This window comes from Paraburkholderia sp. BR10937 (genome assembly GCF_040965695.1).
In the GTDB taxonomy this organism is placed as follows: domain Bacteria; phylum Pseudomonadota; class Gammaproteobacteria; order Burkholderiales; family Burkholderiaceae; genus Paraburkholderia.
On record NZ_JBFRCL010000314.1, the window covers coordinates 1 to 216 of the forward strand.

Consider the following 216-nt stretch of genomic DNA (forward strand, 5'->3'; position numbering starts at 1 on the left):
TCACATCGCCAGCAAGGATCGATATGCTCGAGTTCGTCTCGTATAGCTGTGCACCGTTCACCGCGTCGAGGCTCGTTGCCGAGACTGCGCCCGCCGCCACGTTATGCAGCGCCACCGGCGTGGTCGCCTCCACACCGCCCAGCGTCACCGAGTCGTGCGTCGACGTGTCGTACATCACCGCATCGGCGAGCTGGCCGGTGATGTTCGTGACATTGC

The 216-nt window shown here is 63.9% G+C and carries 1 pseudogene; it reads right to left on the bottom strand.

Annotated elements, in window-relative coordinates:
* Positions 1 to 216, bottom strand: a pseudogene (locus tag AB4Y44_RS43085) (peptide ABC transporter permease); the annotation flags it as partial.